We start from the raw sequence: 18,001 nt of genomic DNA on the forward strand, positions 1-18,001 counted from the left end.
ATCCTGTTCGAGCGCACGTTCACGACCGCGCAGGAGCTGAACCGCTATCGCCGCGAAGTGACCGCGCGGACGAACCGTGTGGCGGATGGCATGGTGGACGCCATATAGCGGATGCGTGTTCCGCCCAGCATGGGCGGAACCGATTCCGGCCGGCAAGATGACGTGGTGAGCACGGCGTGCCGTATCCGGCCGGCGGGATATTCATTTCCGGACACAATTGGTTCATCAATTTCCTGTTATTGCATGGTTCAATCCAATTTCATGCGTTTAGTATATTTTTATAAACATGAAATTCCGGATTTAAATGGTATTCCGCGTGTATGTTGAGGTGTGTTTTCTTTCCGTAATGCGGCAAATTAATAAATATGTCGGGCGACTGAAATTTTATTGTAGGCTCTGGTGCGTGATTCCGTTGCGACGTCGGGATGCCCGTCATGGCATCGTTTTTTGCCCGCAATGCGCTGTTTTTGCGGGTATTTTCTGGCCGTTCCCGGCATCATTCCACTCGGATATTTATTTACAAAATCACTACTTCATAATTTTAATGTAAGAATTTCCGTGGTGGCTAAAATCGATAGATAAATACAAGTGTCACGATTGAAAATAAGAATGATCCGCATCCATCCTTCAATATAAAATCGCTTCAGAATCCAAATAGGAGAAACGATTCAGGGGAACGAAAGGCGACTTGCCTGTCGATGGGTGCAACTTTGAGGCGGCGGTATGGCTAATGTGAGATTGGCAAAACGATTGAGAAGTATGCCTTCGCTGGATTTCCTGAGAGGCTTCGAATGCGCGGCGCGTCATTTGAGCTTTACACGCGCCGGGCAGGAACTGAACGTCACGCAATCTGCCGTGAGTCGGCAGGTCAAGGCACTCGAGGAGCAACTCCGGATCGAGCTCTTTCACCGGCACATTCGATCCCTGACGCTGACCGACAAGGGACGGGAGCTGTACGACGCGATCTCGTTCGCGTTGTCCGACCTGGAATCGGTGATCGGCAAGCTGTCGTCGAGCGTGGGACAGCGCGCGATCTCGTTGTCGACGACCGTATCGTTCGCGGCGCTGTGGCTGATTCCGCGCCTCGGTTCGTTCCGCGCAAGCTACCCCGACATCGACGTGCGCGTATCGGCAACGAGCGAAATTGAAGATCTTAAGCGCAAACGTTTGCACCTGGCCGTGCGATATGCGGGGCCGTATACGTCGACGGACGATACGGACGTGCTGTTTCGCGAGCGCGTCGTGGCGGTCTGCAGCCCGAGCCTGATGGCGACGGCGGGCGATGCGGCGTCGATGAAGCCGGAGGACCTTGAAAAGCACGTGCTGCTGCATCTCGACGATCCACGCTGCGAATGGCCGTGGCACGGGTGGAGCCATCTGCTGAAGGAACTCGGCGTGCCGCGCCTGCGGCCCGCCGGCGCGCTGCATTTCAGCCAGTACGACCAGCTGGTGCAGGCGGCGGTCGACGGGCACGGCATCGCGATCGGGCGGCGGCCGCTGGTGGACGGGCTGCTGAAGCAAGGCCGGCTCGTCGAGCTGTTCGCGCACTGCACGGTCGCATCGGGCAGTTACGTGCTGGTGCAGAACCCGGATGCGTGCAACGAGTTCGACATCGCGGTGCTGACCAACTGGCTGCTCGAACAGGCGCGCCATCCGCTCGCGTCGGGCCAGGAAGCGGCCGGCAGCAACGTGCTGCCGATGTATCGCGTCGGATAGGACGGCAGGCGGCGTGCCGTCGCGCGCGACGCCGGTGCGATCGACGCGCGATGCGGTGACGAGCGGCGCCGTGCCACCGAACAGCGACACCGACACGCTGAAGCCGATCGCGAGCGCGTGTGTGCTCGCCATACGGGGGACAACGGGCGGTCGCGGCAGCCCGTGGTACCTGGTGAAATCGATCGTGCCGATCGCCGCACGTCCGGCGACGTTCACGATCACGTCGTTGCCTTCCGTCGCGATCCGCCCGTCGTTAAAAAAACGGTCGCGCAGCGCGCGCGGCATCGACGAAAAAAAGCGCGCGGCCGCGAGGCACGCGCGCAAACTCGGAGATCGTTCGGCGGTGGCGAGTCAGTTGCCGTTCGACGCGACGGTGTTGGCTGCGCCCGTGCAGTCCTTCTGATACTCGTTCATCAGGCGCGCCTGCGCCGAATCGATATCGTCCGGATAGCTGCTCTCGTCGCCTGACGATGGGTTGTAGCCGACGGATTCCAGTTCGTTCAGCTCGTTGATCAGTTGCTGATGGGAGACCGGGCCGTGCGTATGCACGAACGGATAGTCGTGGCATTGCGCCGGCGTGAGCGTCGGTGCGGCATGCGCGGCGAAGCTCATCGCGAGCAGCGCGGAACAGGCGAGGTAACGGGCGGGATGTTTCATCTTCGACTCCTGGGAAGCGTTGGGAACCGGCCGTACGGTGGATTGCCAGCGTCGACCTCACGACACAGGTTAGGCACCGTGGACTATCGAAACGGCCGCGCGAAGATGAAACTAGTTTTATCCGGACCGACCGCGCGCGGAAGCGATCGTCGTCGTACGCATCGAACCTTAAAGAAACCTTCATGCACGCGCGACCGAACGGTTAGCCGTGCGGGCGTATCGTCGAACCCGTGATCAATCGACGCTGCGCACGGCGCGGCCTGCATCGGGGTAAAGCAATGAAAGAGACCGTCAGGATGGCCGCGCTCGTCGCGCTGGTGTGCGCACCGCTGCTGGCGTTCGCGAAGGTGCAGGGAACGGGGCTCGCGATTGCCGACGTGACGCTCGCGCACGAGAAGGCCGAGCGCATGCAGCGTGTGGAGGACGCGGCACATCGCGTCGCTTCGCATCGCGTCGACCAACCGGGCGCGGAGCCGCACCGAAGCTGATGCGCGATTCTTTACCGATACCTTTCTAAGCGATCGGTCGCGACCGTCCGTGCGCGACAGCGAAGGGCCATGCGGCATCCTGTCGCAGCAACGCGCGCCGGTAACGCCGGCGGGCGTTGCCGCCGTAGATGAAACTTTCTTCATGAAGTCGACGCGCACGATTTACACGCGCGCGTGTAGTCTCCATCCGAACGCGCTCGCCCTTCGGGTGTCGAAGCGCGTGCGTCCCTTCGCTGAAGACGAGAATCGTAAATGGCATCATCAGTTTCCCCCGGTAACACGCCGGCCCTGCCCGACAGGCTGGCCAGGAGCGGTACGGCCATGGCGCACGTACTGACGATCGAAGACGACGAGATCACCGCGAACGAAATAGTCAGGGAGCTGCAAGGGCGCGGCTTCACGGTCGAATGGGTGGCGAACGGCCGTGACGGCATGGCCCGCGCGCTCGGCAACGAGTTCGACGTGATCACGCTCGACCGCATGCTGCCGGTCGTCGACGGCCTCACGATCCTGACCACGATGCGCAGCGTCGGCGTGCGCACCCCGGTGCTGATGCTGAGCGCGCTCGGCGATGTCGACGAACGCGTGCGCGGCCTGCGTGCGGGCGGCGACGACTACCTGACCAAACCGTTCGATCCCGAGGAAATGGCGGCGCGCCTGGAGGTCCTGCTGCGCCGGAGCCAGACCGCGCCGGCGCCGTTCGCCACGACGCTGACCGTCGGCCCGCTCAGGCTCGACCTGATCTCGCGCAAGGTGTTTCGCGACGGCGATGAAATCGCGCTGCTGCCGACCGAATACCGCGTGCTCGAATACATGATGCGCAATGCCGGCCAGACCATCACGCGCACGATGCTGTTCGAGGCCGTATGGGGCTATCACTTCGATCCCGGCACCAACCTGATCGAAGTGCACATGGGCCGGCTGCGCAAGAAGATCGATCCGCCCGATGCGAAGCAGATGATCCAGACGGTACGCGGCGCGGGCTACATCCTTGGCTGAGTTCGCGACCTTGACGTCCTCGACGGATCATGTCCCGCCGGCGCCGAAGCGTCGCTGGTATTCCAGCACGTTCCGGCTCGTGTCGGTCTATGCGGTGACGTTTTCCATTTCGGTGATGCTGCTGCTCGGCTTCATCGCATCGATCATCACGCACGACATGGAGCGCGAAACCGACGTGGTGATCGACTGGCAGATGATCTACTTCGATTCGCTCCAGGACAGCCAGCTTGCCGCGGCCATCCAGCACCGGATCGAGCACGAGCGGATGCACACCAACTACTACGGACTTTTCACGGCCGACGGCAGGCATGTCGCCGGCGACGTGCTGGCGATGCCCGACGGCATCCGGCCGGATCGCAACGGCGTGACGCTCGACCACACGATGACGATTGCGGGCGACCAGGTGCCGCCGGTCGTCCGCACGATGGCGGAGCGGCGCGCCAACGGCGACGTGCTGGTGCTCGGGCGCGACCTGACGCACATCCTGCGGATTCGCGCGGCGATCATCCAGGCGCTGGTCGGCGGCGGCCTGTTCTGCCTGGGCGCGGGCGTCGTCGGCGGCCTGATTCTCAGCGTGCGGCAGATGCGGCGCCTGAAGGAGGTCCGGCGCATCACGCAGCGCATCGCGCAAGGCGACCTCGGGCAGCGGCTGCCGATCGGCGGGCACGACGAGATCGACCTGCTGTCGCATCTGGTCAATCACATGCTCGAGGAGGTCGAGCGCCTGATGAACGAGGTGAAGGGCGTCTGCGACGGCATCGCGCACGACCTGCGTACGCCGCTCGCGCACGTGCATACGCTGCTTGCGCATGCGGCGGAGCGCGCGGACGGGCTCGACGATGCCGCGCTGGCGACGCTCGTCGCCCGCGCACGCAACGAGACCGACGTGCTGCTCAGCCGGTTTCGCGCGATGCTGCGCATCGCCGAAATCGGGTCGCTGCAGCGGCGCGGCGGGTTCGCCGAGCTCGCGCTGGAAGATCTCGTCACGGACGTCGGGCAACTGTTCGAGCCGCTCGCCGACAGCCGTGCCATCCATTTCGTCGTGCTGGTCGAACCGGTCGCGCGGATTCACGGCGATCGCGCGCTGCTGTTCGAGGCGCTCACGAACCTGCTCGACAACGCGCTCAAGTACACGACCTCGGGCGACACCGTGCGCCTCGAACTTCACGATACGCCGTCCGGTCCGCGCATCGACGTGGTCGACAACGGCCCGGGTATCGCGCCGAACGAGCGCGAGGCCGTGCTGCAGCATCGTTACCGCAGCCGCCGCACCGGGCACCTCGCCGGGGCGGGGCTCGGCCTGAGCATCGTGTCGACGGTCGTCAACGTGCACGATTTCACGCTGCGCATCGGCAATGCCGAGCCGGGCACGCGCGTGACGATCGAATGCTGGCCGAGGTCGCTCGGATGACGGTCGTTCGGATCCGGCTGCACGTGCACGCGCATTGCCGCCGCGAAGGGGGCTGACGATGCGCGTGCTGCTCGTGACTTCGCCGCACCCGGAAGCGGCGTGGCTGCACAAGGCGCTGCAGGAGAGCGGGCACAGCCTGCAGCGTGCGGACGATCTGCGCGACGGGTTGTTCCTCGCGTCGCAGGAGACGTTCGACGCGATCGTCGCGACCGCGTTCGAGCCGGGCAGCGATGCCGCGCTGATCGCGATGCTGCCGCGTTTCGTCGCCGACGGCGGCGGCGCGGCACTGGTGGTGCTGATCGGCCAGGCGTCGGCGCGCGAACGCATCCGCGTGCTGCACGCAGGTGCCGACGCGTGTTTCGGCGCGCCGTATTCGTTCATCGAGCTGCACGAGCGCCTGCAGGCGTTGCAGCGGCTGGCCGGGCCGCGCGACACGGAAGGCCCGGTCGCGGCGGTGTCCATGCTGGAGACGCTCGCGCGCGAACTCAAGGACGGCAAGCTGCGCCTCGCCGTGACGCGGCGCGAATGCCTGCTGCTCGAATGCCTGATGCGCCACCCGAACGCGCCGGTGCCGCGCGACCAGTTGATCCGGTATGTGTGGCAGGACAAGGACGATGTCGACCCGTCGAGCGTCAATCTCGTGGTGTCGCGGCTGCGCCGCAAGCTCGCGCGGCATCTGCCCGATGTCCGGATCGATACGGTGAGCCGCTACGGCTACCAGGTGACGCTGCCGGACGCATAGCCGCGCGGCCCGGGCCGGCCCCCTGTACGAACGGGCGCGTTGCCGATGGCAGCGCGCCCGTCGTGCGTTTACGAGCCGAAGAACGGCACACAGAAATCGGGCGGGCCGACACAATCGCCGGGGCCGTCGGGTTGCGCGCCGGCGCAGCCCGACAGCATCACGCCGGCCGCGATCGCGACGAGCGCGACACGGGCGGAACGAACGAGCAAGGGACGAAGCTTCATGAATGACGGGTGATGCGAGGGGTGGGCGGCGCGCGCCGGGCGGCACGCCCGGCCGCATGGCGGTGCGCATCAATGCGAATAGAGCGTGGAGTCGAGGTACTTGATCTGCCCGTCCTGTTCGGCGTGCACGAGTTCGGCGTAGACCTCGGCACGCGTCTTCTCGTGGATCGGCTGTCCGTACGGCGGCACCCACTGGCCGGCGGCCTGCGCGCCGGGCACGCCGTCCTTGGTGGCGGCCGGCGTCATCTGCGTCGCCGGGGTACTCGTCTGCGCGAACGCGGGAACGGACAGTGCGGCACACGCGGCGAGCAGCGTGGAAGCGACGATCGTGGTGGTTTTCATGTTCGGAATCCTCATGATGATTGACTGGATCATCCCCGGTGCGGCCAGTCGATGCCGCGCATCGGGTTGAGGACAAGCATAGGGGAGCGGCGCTATCGGATCGGCATACGCAACGTGAAAAGAAATTCATGCGCGGGTGCGTTCCGCACGGACATGAATGCGGCGTATCGCGAGGATGAAGAAGGTTTCATTTTTCGGGCCGTTTCGATAACGGCGCTGTCATGCCCGCTGCCTAAATTGTGCGCCATCGCATCGCGGACGGATCGGCCGTTCCACACCGGCCGGCGATGCGAGAAGACCGATCCACTCTAGCGAAACCATCATGAAGAAACTTCTGGCAATCCCGGCAGCGGTTGCGTGCCTGCTTGCGGGCGCGGCGCATGCGCAGAGCAGCGTCACGCTGTACGGCACGATCGACGCGGGCCTGGACTACATCAGCAACCAGAAATCGGCGGCCGGCGCGGGGCCCGCTTACGGCGTGCAGAGCGGCAACGTCAGCACGTCGCGCTGGGGGCTGCGCGGCAACGAGGATCTCGGCGGCGGTCTGGCCGCCGTGTTCACCCTCGAGAACGGCTTCAACGTCGCGAACGGCAAGTTCGGCAACGGCGGCGACGAGTTCGGCCGTCAGGCCTGGGTCGGCCTCGCGAGCCGCCAATGGGGCACGGTGACGCTCGGCCGGCAATACGATTTCCTGGTGGACTTCGTCGCGCCGCTGTCGGCGACGGGCTCGGGATTCGGCGGCAACATCGCCGATCACCCTTACGACAACGACAACCTCGCCAACGACACGCGGATGAACAACGCGGTGAAGTTCCGCAGTGCAGACTATGGCGGCTTCACGTTCGGCGGGGCGTACGGTTTCAGCAACCAGGGCGGCGGGTTCAGCAACAACAACGCGTACAGCGTCGGCGCGCAGTATGTGAACGGCCCGGTCGACCTGGCCGTTGCCTACCTGCAATCGAACCAGCCGGGCGGCGTGAATGCGCCGCAGAACACCGGCGGCTCGCTCAGCAGTTCGGACGGCGATGCGATGCTCGTGGGCGGCCGCTGGCGCACGTTCGGCGCCGGCGCGCACTATGCGTTCGATCATGCGACGATCGGCTTCGTCTATACGAGAACGATCCTGAACGACCCGCGCGAACTGTCGCAGGGCGGCGCGTACGGCACCGTGAACGGCCAGTTGCTGACCTTCAGCAACTACGAACTGAACGGGCGCTACTTCCTGACGCCCGCCTTCTCGCTCGGCGGCTCGTATACGTTCACGCAGGGCCGCTTCGACGATGCGGGCCGCAGCATCGCGCCGAAGTGGAACCAGTTCATGCTGCAGGCCGACTATGCGCTGTCGCGCCGCACCGATCTCTATCTCGAAGGCGTGTATCAGCGCGTGACGGGCGCGGACGGTGTCGCGGTGCTCGGCAACGCGGGGATCTTCAATCTGGCCGCGTCGGGCAACGATCGCCAGGCGGTGGTCGCGGCCGGCATCCGTCACAAGTTCTGATCGGCCCGCGTAAAAAAAGCACCCGTCGCGATGACGGGTGCATCCAAACGCGACACGCTCCCCACGTGCCGCAACGGGCTCAGGTCGTCGAACGCGCCGGCGTCGCGACCGGCGCTTTCGCGCCGGACGCTGCGTCGTCGGCCGACCACCCTCCGCCCAGTGCCGCGATCAACCCCACCGCCGCCAGTTGCCGGCGCGTATCCAGTTCCAGCATCGCCACCTTCGTATCGAGCTCGGTGGTTTGTGCGGTCACCACGTCGAGATAGCTGACGACGCCGTCCCGATAGCGCGACATCGACAACTGCAACGTGCGTTCGGCCGCGTCGAGCGCTTCCTGCTGGCGATCGGCTTCGTCGCCGAGATGGTGCGTGAGCGCGAGGTTGTCTTCCACCTGCTGGCACGCGTCGAGTACCACCGCGCGGTATTTCGCGCCGTTCTCGGCCAGCTGCGCGTGCGCCTGGGCCGTGAGCGCCTGGCGGCGGCCGCCGTCGAACAGCGTGAGCGCGAGGCTGGGCCCGATCGACCAGATCTCGTTCGGCGCGCTGAGCCAATGGCCGAGCCCCGAACTCTGGTATCCGCCGATCAGCCCGAGCGTGATGTCGGGGAAGAACGCCGCGCGCACCACGCCGATCCGCGCGTTGGCGGCCGCCATGCGGCGTTCGGCGGCCGCGACGTCGGGCCGCCGTTGCAGCAGCGTGGCGGGAATGCCGGCCGGGATCGCGGGCAGATACGCGACGCTCAGGTCCGGCGCGAGCGAGAACGACGAGGCCGGCACGCCGGTGAGCGTCGCGATCGCGTGCTCGTACAGCGCGCGCCGAGCCCGCACGTCCTCGGCCGACGCGCGGGCCGAGTCGAGCTGCGTCTGTGCGCGCGAGACGTCGAGATCGGATGCGATGCCGCCCGCGTGCCGGCTCATCGTGAGTTTCAGCGCACGCCGGTACGTGTCGATCGTGTCGGACAGCAACTGCTGCTGCTGGTCGAGCCCGCGCAGGTTGAAGTACGCGTTCGCGAGGCTGGCCTGCAGGCTCAGCTGCACCGATGCGAGATCGTCGGCGCTGGCCTGCGCGTTCGCGCGCCCGGCCGCGACCTCGTTGCGCACCTTGCCCCACAGGTCGAGGTCGTAGTCGAAGCCGGCCTCGAGGGTGTTCGAGCCGTACACGTTCGGCTGGTTCGAGCCGCGCAGCGGGCGCGTGGCCGATTGCCGGTTGCTCGAGACCTGCGCGCCGAGGCCGATGGTCGGGAACAGCCCTGCGCGCGCCTGATCGAACAGCGCGCCGGCTTCGTCGTGGCGGGCCACCGCGGCGGCCACGTCGGGGTTGGCGGTCGCCACCCGCGCTTCGAGCCGGTCGAGCACCGGATCGCGGAACGCCTTCCACCAGCCGTCGCGGGCGATGCGGTCGGCCGGCTGTGCCGGCTGCCAGCCGCCCGCTTCCTTGAAACGGGCAGGCAGCGCGGTGGTCGGCGCGTGATAGACGGGCGCGAACGAGCAGGCGGAGAGGAACGCGACGCCGGCGAGCATCGCGCAGAGTCGACGCGGGTTAGCCATTCGCACGCTCCGTGTCGCGCACGGCCGCCGCGACGGTGCCGGCCGGCGTCGCGAGCCGGACGCGATCGCCCGCGGACAGCGAGTCGGGCGGGTTGTCGATCACGCGATCGTCGGGCGCGAGGCCGGTCGCGATCTGCACGTGCGTGCCGAGGTCGGTCGCGATCGTGACGGGCTTGAGCACCGCGCGATCGTCCTTGCCGACCACGGCGACCTGCAGGCCGGCCTGGCGGAAGATCAGCGAGCTGGCCGGAATCGTCAACGCGTGGCTGCTGCCGGCCGGCAGCGCGAAATGCACCTCGGTGTATTCGCCCGGAATCAGCTTGCCGTCGCGGTTGTCGACCATCAGCTGCACGAGCAGCGTGCCGGTCGAATCGGCGATCGAATCGTCGGTGTCGGCGAGCGTCGCATGGAAGGTCTCGCCCGGATGCTCGGGCACGGTCAGCGTCGCGCTCATGCCGGGGCGGATCGCGGCGGCCTCGTTCTGCGGGACGCTCACGTAGACGCGCATCCGGTGCACGTCGGACACGGCGAACAGTTCGGGGCCGGTGCCGCCGCCGGCCGAGATCAGCTGGCCGATGTCGGTCTTGCGCGCGGTGACGACGCCGTCGAACGGCGCGACGATGCGCTTGAATGCCTCCAGCGCGTCGAGACGCCGCACGTTGGCCTCGTTGGCCGCGACGATCGCCTGCTTGGCGGCGAGGTCGCTGGTCTTCTCGTCGGTTTCCTGCTGCGACACCGAATCCTGCGCGAGCATCCTGGTCCAGCGCGCGGCCGTGGATGCGGCCAGCTTCTCGTTGGCGAGCGAGCTCTGCAGGTCGGCGCGCGCCTGCTGCAGCTGCTGGTCGAGCTCGGGCGTGTCGATCAGGCCGAGCAGCTGGCCCGACTTCACGTGCGCGCCGATATCGGTGTACCACGCATGCAGGTAACCCGACACCTGCGCATGGATCGGCGCGCTTTCGAACGCGGACAGGTGGCCGGGCAGCACGAGCGCGGCGCCGTCGCCGCCGGTCGTCGGCGTGTACGCGGCCACGGTCGGTATGGCCTGGTCGGCGGACCAGGTCGTCATTTCCTGTTTCGCGTGCGCGCGGCCTGCGATGCCGGCCGTCACGATGCCGGCTGCGACCAGCGCGGCGATCGTGGCGACGAGCTTGAGGTTGGGCAGCCGTTTCGGCGACTTGATTTCGATCTCAGTGGACATGGGAAGCTCCGGACGCGGAAGGGGAGGAAGCGCGGGGTGCGTCGTGTTTCAGCGCATCGCGCCGATGCACGAGGCTGAACACGACGGGAACGAAGAACAGTGTCGCGATCGTCGCGCATGCGAGGCCGCCGATCACGGCGCGGCCGAGCGGCGCGTTCTGCTCGCCGCCGTCGCCGAGGCCGAGCGCCATCGGCGCCATGCCGATGATCATCGCGAGCGCGGTCATCAGCACGGGCCGAAAGCGCGTGAAGCCGGCTTCGAGCGCCGAGGCGAGCGCGTTGCCGGTTTCGGCGAGGCGCTCGCGCGCGAAGCTGACGACGAGGATCGCGTTCGCGGTGGCCACGCCCATGCACAGGATCGCGCCGGTGAGCGCGGGCACCGACATCGGCGTGTGCGTGGTGAACAGCATCCAGACGATGCCGGCCAGCGCCGCCGGCAGCGCGGAGACGATCACGAACGCATCGGCCCACGAGTGGAAGTTCACGACGATCAGCAGGTAGATCAGCACGATTGCGCCCACGAGCCCGAGCAGCAGGCCGGTGAACGCGCTGTTCATGGTCTGCACCTGGCCGCGCAGCGTGACGGTCGAGCCTTTGGGCAGGTCCTTCGCGGTGGCCTTGACGACGCTGCCGATGTCGGCGGCGACGGCGCCGAGGTCGCGGCCCTGGGTGGTCGCGTAGATGTCGAACAGCGGTTCGATGTTGTAGTGCGACACCACCGCGTTGCCGACGCCGCGCGTGATCGTCGCGAGACCGCCGAGCAGCTGCGACTGGCCGTTCGCGCCGGTGACAGGCAGGTTCTGCAGCGCCGACAGCGTGGTCATCCGGTACTGCGGCGTCTGCGCGACGATCGGATAGGACACGCCGTTACGCGGATTGAGCCAGTAGGTCGGGTCGACCTGGCTGGTGCCGGCGAGCGTCGCGACCACCGAGTTCGTCACGTCCTGCTCGGTGATGCCGAGCTGGTCGGCACGCGTCCGGTCGACCGCCACCGTGAACTGCGGATAGGTACTGGCCTGCTGGATGCGCGGGTCGGCCACGCCGGCGATCAGGCGCAGCTTGCGGTACAGCTCCCGCGCATAAGCGAGGTTGGCCTGCTGGTTGGGGCCGGCCACCTGCAGGTCGACCGGGGCCGGTGCGCCGAAGTTGAGGATCTGGCTGACGATGTCCGCCGGCAGGAACGAGAACGTCGTGCCCGGATACGCGCGCGGCAGGCGTTCGCGCAGCTCGCGCACGTAGTCGGCCGTCGGTGCGTGATCCTTCGACAGCGAGATCAGGATGTCGCCGTCCTGCGGCCCGAGCGTGCCGCTGTTGTTGTAGGTCAGGTTGATCCCGCTGTTCGGCAGGCCGATGTTGTCGATCACCTTGCGCAACTGCGCGGGCGGGATCACGCCGCGAATCGTGTTTTCGATACGGTCGAACTCGGCGGCGGTTTCCTCGACCCGCGTACCGACCGGCGCACGCACGTGCAGCGAGATCTCGCCCGAGTCGATGGTCGGGAAGAAGTTGCGGCCGAGCCACGGGACGAGCAGGAACGATGCGGCGACCACGCACAGGAACGCGGCGACGAACGGCTTGCGGCGCGTGAGCGCGAGGCCCAGCAGGATCCGGTACGACGCGCGCACGGACTCGAAGCGGCGCTCGAATGCACGCTGGAAGCGCACCAGCGGATTGCGCGACGGCGGCACGTCGTGCGCGCCGGCATGGCCCGCATGCGAATCCATGATCGCCGCGAGCTCGCCCGACGCATGGCCGGCCGACGCGTGCGGCTTGAGCAGGTATTGCGCGAGCATCGGCACGAAGGTGCGCGACAGCACGAACGACGACATCATCGAGAAGATCACCGCCTTCGCCATCGGCACGAACAGGAAGCGCGAGATGCCGTCGAGCATCAGCATCGGCACGAACACGATGCAGATGCACAGCAGCGAGACGAGCGCCGGCATCACGATCTGTTTCGCGCCGTCGACGATCGCGGTGCGCGTGTCCTTGCCCTGTTCGAGGTGCCAGTTCACGTTCTCGATCGTCACCGTCGCATCGTCGACCAGAATCCCGACCGCGAGCGCGAGGCCGCCGAGCGTCATCACGTTGAGCGTTTCGCCGGTGGCCGCGAGCAGCGCGATCGCCGAGAGCACGGCCAGCGGGATCGACGCGGCGATGATCAGCGTCGAGCGCCACGAGCCGAGGAACAGCAGGATCATCAGCGAGGTCAGCGCGGCGGCGATGATGCCTTCCCGCGCCACGCCGCTGACGGCGCCGTTCACGAAGGTCGACTGGTCGCCCATCGTGACGAGCTTCAGGCCAGGCGGCAGCGTCTGTTCGACCAGCGGCAGCTTCGCCTTCACGCCCGCGATGATGTCGAGCGTCGATGCCGAGCCGTTCTTCAGGATGCTCATCAGCACGGCGCGATGGCCGTCCACGCGCACGATGTTGCCCTGCGGCGGGTAGCCGTCACGCACATGCGCGACGTCACGGATATAAATCGTCGTGCCGTCGACCGACTTGATCGGCAGGTCGTTCAACGCGTCGAGCGAGAGCGGACTGTTGTTGAGCTTGATGTTGTATTCGAAGCGGCCGATCTTCTGCGTGCCGGCCGGGATGATCTGGTTCTGTTGCGCGAGCGCGTGCGCGACGTCCTGCGCCGACAGCCCTTTCGACTGCAGCGCCTGCGGGTCGAGGTCGATCTGCACTTCACGCGACTTGCCGCCGTACGGCGTCGGAATCGCGACACCGGGCACCGACAGCAGCTGCGGTCGAATGAAGTTGACCGCGTAATCCGCCAGCTTCTGTTCGTCGAGCGTGTTGCTGGTCAGCGCGATCTGCAGCACGGGGACGGTCGACGCGTTGTAGTTGAGGATCTGCGGCGGCGTGGTGCCGGGCGGCATCTGTTTGAGCACGGTCTGCGAGATCGACGTGACCTGCGCGGTCGCCGTGCGGATATCGACGGTCGGCTGGAAGAAGATCTTCACGATGCCGTAGCCGCGGAACGATTGTGATTCGATATGCTGGACATCGTTGACCGTCGTGCCGAGCGTGCGCTCGTAGTACGTGATCACGCGTCCGGACATGTCGTCCGGCTGCAGGCCGGCGTAGTTCCAGACGACGCTGATCACCGGAATGCGGATATCCGGGAAGATGTCGATGGGCGTGCGGAGTGCCGCGAGCGGACCCGCGATCAGGATCAGCAGCGCCAGCACGACGAACGTGTAGGGCCGGGTGAGCGCGAGCCGGACAATTTTCAGCATGGGGTGCTGCTCCGTTCAAAAGCGTCGTGAAGAAGAGCCGGATGCGCGCGGCTTCGGGAAAACACCGATACGCAGCCGATGACCGCATTCTGCGGAGCGGCCCCTAACAGCCGGTCGCTAAAAAAATGAAAGAAGTTTTAGGTGGCGGCGGCCGGATTCAGCCGAGCATGTAGCCCGCGCCGCGGATCGTGCGGATCAACGGCGCCGCATCCGGCCGGTTCACCTTCTTGCGCAGGCGGCCGACGTGGACGTCGATGAGGTTGGTGCCCGGATCGAAACGGCAGCCCCACACCGCCTCGAAGATCATCGTGCGCGTGAGCACGCGCCCGGCGTGGCGCATCATGAATTCGAGCACGCGCAATTCGGTCGGCAGCAGCGCGAGTTCGCTCGCGCCGAGCGTGACGCGGCGCCGCACCAGGTCGAATGCGAGCTCGCCCGTGCGCAGCACCGTCTCGACCGGCGCGCCGCGCGGCCGGCGGCGGATCAGCACGTCGATGCGCGCGCACATCTCGTCGAGCGAGAACGGCTTGACGAGATAATCGTCGCCGCCCGCGCGCAGCCCCTGGATGCGCTGGTCGACGTCGGACATCGCGCTCATCACGAGCACCGGCGTGTCGAGGCCGACGCCACGCATCGTCGCGAGAATCGTGAGCCCGTCGAGATCCGGCAGCATGCGGTCGAGCGTCACGACGTCGTAGTCCGCGCTCATCGCCCTGGCCATGCCGTCGCGGCCGGTGCGCGCGACGTCCACCTGGTGGCCGGCGGCGCGCAGCGCCTGGGTGATGTGATCCGCGATCAGCGGATCGTCTTCGATCGTCAGGATGTGGGGCATGGACGGAGCGGCCCGGGCGGAATCAGGCGGTGGCGCGCTCGGGCGCGCGATAGTGTTCGACCACGTAGTCGATGAAGCTGCGGACCTTGGTCGACAGATGGTTGCGGCTCGGGTAAAGCATCGAGATGCAGCGCGCGCCGCCGTTCACTTCGTAGCGTTCGAGCAGCGGCACCAGCGCGCCGCGTGCGAGATCGTCGGCGACGAGCGGGTGCGGCAATTGCGTGATGCCCATGTGATTGAGTGCCGCGATCCGCACCATCATGCTGCCGGTCGAGGCCAGCGCGTTGCCGGTGTAGACGCGGTAGGAACCGTCGACGTCCGAGAATTCCCAGCTGCGCGCGGTGCCGTTCGACACGGTCAGCAGGCTATGTTCGTTCAGTTCGGCTGGGTCGTTCGGCGTGCCGTGGCGCGCGAGGTACTCGGGCGATGCGACGACCACGTCGCGCACGCTCGTCAGCATCCGCGACACGAAGGTTGCGTTGACGAGGCGGCGATCGTCGCAGAAGCAGACGTCGTAGCCGCCCTCGACCATGTCGACGTGCGTGTCGAACGTGGTCACGTCGAACCGGACGCGCGGATGCCCGTCGCGATACGCCGACAGCAGCACGCCGAGGCCGGCCGCGACGGAGGTCGCCGACGCGGCGATCCGCAGCGTGCCGCGCGGATCGCGCGTGACCTGCACGAGGTTCGATTCGATCTCGTCGAGCTTCTCGATGATCGTGCGGCAACCGTCGAGATATTCGCGGCCGGTCTCGGTGAGGGACAGGCTGCGGGTCGTCCGGTTCAGCAGTCGCATGTTCAGGTGCGCTTCGAGCATGCCGACGCTGCGCGTGACCGCGGCCGCCGACATCCCGAGCTGGCGCGCGGCGAGATTGAAACTCGACAACTCGACTACGCGCGTGAACACGCGCATCGCTTGCAGTTGGTTCATGGTTCGCCGAAGGAAAGAATTGACCGTTCGCATGCGCCGCCGACGCACCGCTCGATGCGTGCCGCCGCGCGTGACCGGCAGGGTAGCGAGCCGATTATGGGATGCGGGCCGGCGCCGGACGCTTAAAAAACGACGCGGAATGGATGAAATTTCGTTTAAGGAAGCGGCGGACGACGCGGGGGAAGACGCATGCGCGTGCGGGACGGTGTTCTCGCCTGTCGCTGCGATTCACTGAACACGCGTGTCGTCGAAGGTCTCGACCATACCGTCGAGATCGTCGTGCGTCGCGACGACGAATACGCGTTTTCCGCAACGGCGGTCAACCTAAAAATAAATTCATGAAGCTGCATCAAATCTTCAGGTGCGCGCGTGACACGGCTGCCGATAATGGGCCGATACGAGTAGCCACGAGGAACGCAATAATGACGCAGCCGCTGAGTATCAAGATGATCCAGGAACACGGCAAGCCGGTGGTGCTGGTGTCGATCGAACGGGGTGCCGCGGTGCTCGATCCGGAGGACGTCGATGCGGTCATCCAGTATCTGAGCCTGTTGCGCGCGTCGATGCAGCCGGCCGTGCCCGAGATGCCGCCGCGCGCGCAGCAGTTCGTGACGGAGATGGACCCGTGCTGGTACGCGGAGCGCCATCCGCTGTACGGCGGCGCGGTGCTGTTGCTGCGGCACACGGGGCTCGGCTGGGCGAGTTTCGCGCTGCCGCCGCGCAGCCTCGAGCGTCTGCACGGGTCGCTCACGCAACTGCTCGAGGACGAGCAGATGGTGGTCAGCCTGCCGAACTGATTCGACGCGCGGGTCGATCGCACCGGCCGGGGCCGGCTTCCGGTACACGGGAAGCCGGCCCCTTCGCGCGATCGCCTAGAACGTGTGGCGCAGCCCGATCCGGCCGACCGCCTGCCGGCCGCTCGACGACGGATCGAAGCCCGCGACCTGCGCGACGGCGCCGCCCGACGCCATCTGCAGTGCCGCGAGCGCGTAGACCGCCGTGCGCTTCGACAGTTCGTACTCGGCGCTCGCGTTCAGCTGACGGTATTTGGGTTCCTGGCCGGTCGCGTGGTCGCGGCCGGTCGTGTAGGTATAACCGAGGCCGAAGTTGAGCTGGCTCGTGGCGGCGAGTGTGCCGGCGACTTCGTAGTTCTGGAACTTCACGTCCTGCTCGTCGTCGCCTTGCTGGAAATCGACGTCGGTGAAGTTGCCCATCAGCTTCAGTTTGCCGAGCTGGTACGACGCGCCGGCCGCGAAGATGTTCTGGCTGCGCGCGTTCATGAGCGCGTCGCCGTACACCGCGTTCGTGTATCCGCCGCCGTTCTGGTAGCTCTGCACAGCCTGCTCCGGATCGTTGACGCGCAGGTAGCCGACGCCGGCCGAGAACGGCCCGTTCGTGTACGCGAGCGCCGCGCTGTACGCGGCGTTGTCGGAGAAGCGGCCGGGCTGGCCGCCGAACGAGTAGAGCGCCTCACCCGTGAAACCGGCGATCGTCGGGCTCGTGTATTTCACGGCATTGCTGATCGCGAAGCCGTTGTCGAGGTTGTCCATGTCGTTCGGGTGCGAGAAATACCAGCCCCCGTAATAGTCGTTCAGCGAATACGGCTCGATCAGGTCGACGATCGGATCCCACTGGCGGCCGAGCGTCAGCGTGCCCATGCGCTGGTCGGACAGCCCGACGTAAGCGTTGCGCGAGAACGCGAGGCCGCTGCCGAGCCCGCCGTTCGTGGAATTGAAGCCGCTTTCGAGATCGAAGATCGCGGCGAGCCCGCCACCGAGATCTTCCTTGCCGCGCAGCCCCCAGCGGCTGCCGGCGCTGACGCCGCTCGCCATCTGCCACAGGTGCTGGCCGCCGACGTTCGACGCGAAGTCGATCCCGGTGTCGATGACGCCGTACAGCGTGACGCTGCTTTGCGCATGCGCATGGGAGAACAGGCCGCAGCAGGCGAGTGCGCACGTCATGCGCAGCAGCCGTGTCGTTTTATTCATGGATGAAGGTCTCGAACGTAGGTTGACGGATATTGTTCGCAGTCCTTGTTTAAAGGGCTGGTCGTCGAGAATATAGCTGCGTCAAAAGCGTGCGGATCGGCAATTCAGTCTTTCAGTTTTTGCGTTGGTTTCGTGCCTGCGGGCGGTCGACAACGCGGGTTTTGGGCGCTGTGGGTTGTTCGATT

Annotated in this window: 17 protein-coding genes and 1 pseudogene; 9 read left to right on the forward strand and 9 right to left on the reverse strand. The window is 66.3% G+C overall.

The features are described 5' to 3' along the window. From FOZ70_RS00610 to FOZ70_RS00620, 3 genes and pseudogenes are all read left to right on the forward strand, one after another. Window positions 1-108 (forward strand): annotated as a pseudogene (locus FOZ70_RS00610) (ferritin-like domain-containing protein); the annotation flags it as partial. Between the two features lie 615 nt (window positions 109-723). Beyond that, complete coding sequence (locus FOZ70_RS00615) at window positions 724-1,716, forward strand: LysR substrate-binding domain-containing protein (protein WP_048027489.1); 993 nt, start codon at window positions 724-726, stop codon at window positions 1,714-1,716. Window positions 1,717-1,729: 13 nt separating this feature from the next. Further along, complete coding sequence (locus FOZ70_RS00620) at window positions 1,730-2,119, forward strand: hypothetical protein (protein ID WP_219704745.1); 390 nt, start codon at window positions 1,730-1,732, stop codon at window positions 2,117-2,119. Here FOZ70_RS00620 and FOZ70_RS00625 read toward each other — a convergent pair. Then, window positions 2,068-2,373, reverse strand: a complete 306-nt coding sequence (locus tag FOZ70_RS00625; RefSeq protein ID WP_059587291.1) for a DUF4148 domain-containing protein — start codon at window positions 2,371-2,373, stop codon at window positions 2,068-2,070. The two genes, FOZ70_RS00620 and FOZ70_RS00625, sit on opposite strands and share 52 nt — an antisense overlap. Before the next feature lie 278 nt (window positions 2,374-2,651). Between FOZ70_RS00625 and FOZ70_RS00630 the strand changes: the two genes are divergently transcribed. The 4 genes from FOZ70_RS00630 (at window position 2,652) to FOZ70_RS00645 (ending at window position 6,013) form a co-directional block, all read left to right on the forward strand. Continuing rightward, window positions 2,652-2,861, forward strand: coding sequence for a hypothetical protein (locus FOZ70_RS00630; protein ID WP_219704746.1), 210 nt, complete (start codon window positions 2,652-2,654; stop codon window positions 2,859-2,861). Window positions 2,862-3,182: 321 nt separating this feature from the next. Further along, window positions 3,183-3,860, forward strand: coding sequence for a response regulator transcription factor (locus FOZ70_RS00635; RefSeq protein WP_021160456.1), 678 nt, complete (start codon window positions 3,183-3,185; stop codon window positions 3,858-3,860). Between the two features lie 79 nt (window positions 3,861-3,939). Next, on the forward strand, window positions 3,940-5,271 hold the full coding sequence (locus tag FOZ70_RS00640; protein WP_042975654.1) for a HAMP domain-containing sensor histidine kinase: 1,332 nt from the start codon (window positions 3,940-3,942) through the stop codon (window positions 5,269-5,271). 58 nt (window positions 5,272-5,329) lie between these two features. After that, window positions 5,330-6,013, forward strand: coding sequence for a response regulator transcription factor (locus FOZ70_RS00645; RefSeq protein ID WP_059485489.1), 684 nt, complete (start codon window positions 5,330-5,332; stop codon window positions 6,011-6,013). 68 nt (window positions 6,014-6,081) lie between these two features. On the opposite strand, the gene FOZ70_RS00650 is transcribed toward FOZ70_RS00645, so the two are convergent. After that, window positions 6,082-6,237 carry a hypothetical protein gene (locus FOZ70_RS00650; protein WP_162923038.1) on the reverse strand — a complete coding sequence of 52 codons (156 nt, stop codon included), beginning with the start codon at window positions 6,235-6,237 and terminating at the stop codon, window positions 6,082-6,084. A gap of 69 nt (window positions 6,238-6,306) precedes the next feature. Continuing rightward, a complete protein-coding gene (locus FOZ70_RS00655) occupies window positions 6,307-6,579 on the reverse strand; it encodes a DUF4148 domain-containing protein (protein ID WP_042975656.1) in 273 nt (90 codons plus the stop codon). 322 nt (window positions 6,580-6,901) lie between these two features. On the opposite strand from FOZ70_RS00655, the gene FOZ70_RS00660 reads away from it, so the two are divergent. Next, on the forward strand, window positions 6,902-8,077 hold the full coding sequence (locus FOZ70_RS00660) for a porin (protein WP_059621400.1): 1,176 nt from the start codon (window positions 6,902-6,904) through the stop codon (window positions 8,075-8,077). A gap of 79 nt (window positions 8,078-8,156) precedes the next feature. On the opposite strand, the gene FOZ70_RS00665 is transcribed toward FOZ70_RS00660, so the two are convergent. From FOZ70_RS00665 to FOZ70_RS00685, 5 genes are all read right to left on the reverse strand, one after another. After that, entirely contained in the window at window positions 8,157-9,623 is a 1,467-nt protein-coding gene (locus FOZ70_RS00665; RefSeq protein WP_104766052.1) for an efflux transporter outer membrane subunit, read from the reverse strand. After that, the gene (locus FOZ70_RS00670) at window positions 9,616-10,821 is read right to left on the reverse strand and encodes an efflux RND transporter periplasmic adaptor subunit (RefSeq protein WP_048027482.1); all 1,206 of its coding nucleotides are present in this window, start codon (window positions 10,819-10,821) and stop codon (window positions 9,616-9,618) included. The genes FOZ70_RS00665 and FOZ70_RS00670 overlap by 8 nt, the downstream gene beginning before the upstream one ends. Continuing rightward, entirely contained in the window at window positions 10,811-14,065 is a 3,255-nt protein-coding gene (locus tag FOZ70_RS00675; RefSeq protein WP_219704747.1) for an efflux RND transporter permease subunit, read from the reverse strand. The genes FOZ70_RS00670 and FOZ70_RS00675 overlap by 11 nt, the downstream gene beginning before the upstream one ends. Before the next feature lie 157 nt (window positions 14,066-14,222). Further along, window positions 14,223-14,897 carry a response regulator transcription factor gene (locus FOZ70_RS00680; RefSeq protein ID WP_021160466.1) on the reverse strand — a complete coding sequence of 225 codons (675 nt, stop codon included), beginning with the start codon at window positions 14,895-14,897 and terminating at the stop codon, window positions 14,223-14,225. Window positions 14,898-14,919: 22 nt separating this feature from the next. After that, on the reverse strand, window positions 14,920-15,828 hold the full coding sequence (locus tag FOZ70_RS00685) for a LysR family transcriptional regulator (RefSeq protein WP_219704748.1): 909 nt from the start codon (window positions 15,826-15,828) through the stop codon (window positions 14,920-14,922). A gap of 422 nt (window positions 15,829-16,250) precedes the next feature. On the opposite strand from FOZ70_RS00685, the gene FOZ70_RS00690 reads away from it, so the two are divergent. Beyond that, entirely contained in the window at window positions 16,251-16,625 is a 375-nt protein-coding gene (locus tag FOZ70_RS00690; protein ID WP_021160469.1) for a hypothetical protein, read from the forward strand. A 75-nt stretch (window positions 16,626-16,700) separates the two neighbouring features. Here FOZ70_RS00690 and FOZ70_RS00695 read toward each other — a convergent pair whose 3' ends face one another. Next, complete coding sequence (locus FOZ70_RS00695; RefSeq protein ID WP_059555916.1) at window positions 16,701-17,789, reverse strand: porin; 1,089 nt, start codon at window positions 17,787-17,789, stop codon at window positions 16,701-16,703. Between the last annotated feature and the right edge of the window lie 212 nt (window positions 17,790-18,001).

Source organism: Burkholderia sp. COPS (assembly GCF_019425585.1).
Lineage (GTDB): Bacteria > Pseudomonadota > Gammaproteobacteria > Burkholderiales > Burkholderiaceae > Burkholderia > Burkholderia cepacia.

Bases quoted from the DNA above. Each gene is read 5' to 3' on its own strand.
- FOZ70_RS00615 (WP_048027489.1), top strand. From the start codon at position 724: ATGGCTAATGTGAGATTGGCAAAACGATTGAGAAGTATGCCTTCGCTG.
- FOZ70_RS00665 (WP_104766052.1), bottom strand. From the start codon at position 9,623: ATGGCTAACCCGCGTCGACTCTGCGCGATGCTCGCCGGCGTCGCGTTC.
- FOZ70_RS00650 (WP_162923038.1), bottom strand. From the start codon at position 6,237: ATGAAGCTTCGTCCCTTGCTCGTTCGTTCCGCCCGTGTCGCGCTCGTC.
- FOZ70_RS00680 (WP_021160466.1), bottom strand. From the start codon at position 14,897: ATGCCCCACATCCTGACGATCGAAGACGATCCGCTGATCGCGGATCAC.
- FOZ70_RS00645 (WP_059485489.1), top strand. From the start codon at position 5,330: ATGCGCGTGCTGCTCGTGACTTCGCCGCACCCGGAAGCGGCGTGGCTG.
- FOZ70_RS00635 (WP_021160456.1), top strand. From the start codon at position 3,183: ATGGCGCACGTACTGACGATCGAAGACGACGAGATCACCGCGAACGAA.
- FOZ70_RS00685 (WP_219704748.1), bottom strand. From the start codon at position 15,828: ATGAACCAACTGCAAGCGATGCGCGTGTTCACGCGCGTAGTCGAGTTG.
- FOZ70_RS00670 (WP_048027482.1), bottom strand. From the start codon at position 10,821: ATGTCCACTGAGATCGAAATCAAGTCGCCGAAACGGCTGCCCAACCTC.
- FOZ70_RS00655 (WP_042975656.1), bottom strand. From the start codon at position 6,579: ATGAAAACCACCACGATCGTCGCTTCCACGCTGCTCGCCGCGTGTGCC.
- FOZ70_RS00630 (WP_219704746.1), top strand. From the start codon at position 2,652: ATGAAAGAGACCGTCAGGATGGCCGCGCTCGTCGCGCTGGTGTGCGCA.
- FOZ70_RS00690 (WP_021160469.1), top strand. From the start codon at position 16,251: ATGACGCAGCCGCTGAGTATCAAGATGATCCAGGAACACGGCAAGCCG.
- FOZ70_RS00660 (WP_059621400.1), top strand. From the start codon at position 6,902: ATGAAGAAACTTCTGGCAATCCCGGCAGCGGTTGCGTGCCTGCTTGCG.
- FOZ70_RS00625 (WP_059587291.1), bottom strand. From the start codon at position 2,373: ATGAAACATCCCGCCCGTTACCTCGCCTGTTCCGCGCTGCTCGCGATG.
- FOZ70_RS00675 (WP_219704747.1), bottom strand. From the start codon at position 14,065: ATGCTGAAAATTGTCCGGCTCGCGCTCACCCGGCCCTACACGTTCGTC.
- FOZ70_RS00695 (WP_059555916.1), bottom strand. From the start codon at position 17,789: ATGACGTGCGCACTCGCCTGCTGCGGCCTGTTCTCCCATGCGCATGCG.